This window comes from Devosia sp., assembly GCF_041917035.1.
Lineage (GTDB): Bacteria > Pseudomonadota > Alphaproteobacteria > Rhizobiales > Devosiaceae > Devosia_A.
This window is the reverse complement of sequence record NZ_JAYRYM010000094.1, coordinates 13,348-13,712: the sequence shown is the minus strand read 5'-3', so window position 1 is coordinate 13,712 and position 365 is coordinate 13,348. Positions and strand designations below refer to the sequence as shown.

1 protein-coding gene is annotated in these 365 nt (G+C 66.8%); it reads right to left on the bottom strand.

The window, feature by feature from the left end:
* A partial coding sequence (locus ACE3TU_RS11410) for a hypothetical protein (RefSeq protein WP_374624248.1) occupies positions 1-365 on the bottom strand: 365 nt, incomplete at both ends.

Sequence of the window (365 nt, the reverse complement as noted above, 5' to 3'; positions counted from 1 at the left end):
CCAGCAGGTTGGCGAGGACCACGTAGATGAAGGTCATGCTCCAGCCGCGCAGCGTGCCCTTGATGCGGGCCCCGAGGCCCACCTTGTTGGACTTGTCGCTCATCACGCCATGGCCGGCGGAGGCGGATCGGGTGAGCAGCGCCGAATCGGACCCCTCGAGCAAAGCGTGGCTCGAGCGCACCTGGATCATCGAGGCACGCCCCATCGCGTCGGGGCCGTTGCGCAGCACCACCGCCTGGACGCGGAACAGCGGCAGGTCGTCCCGCGCGAAGATGTCCTCGGACTTGCCCAGCCACTTGTCCGGATAGCCCTCGAAGCTGTCGACTTCCTCGACATGGGTGATGGCATCGAGCAGGTGCTTGGGG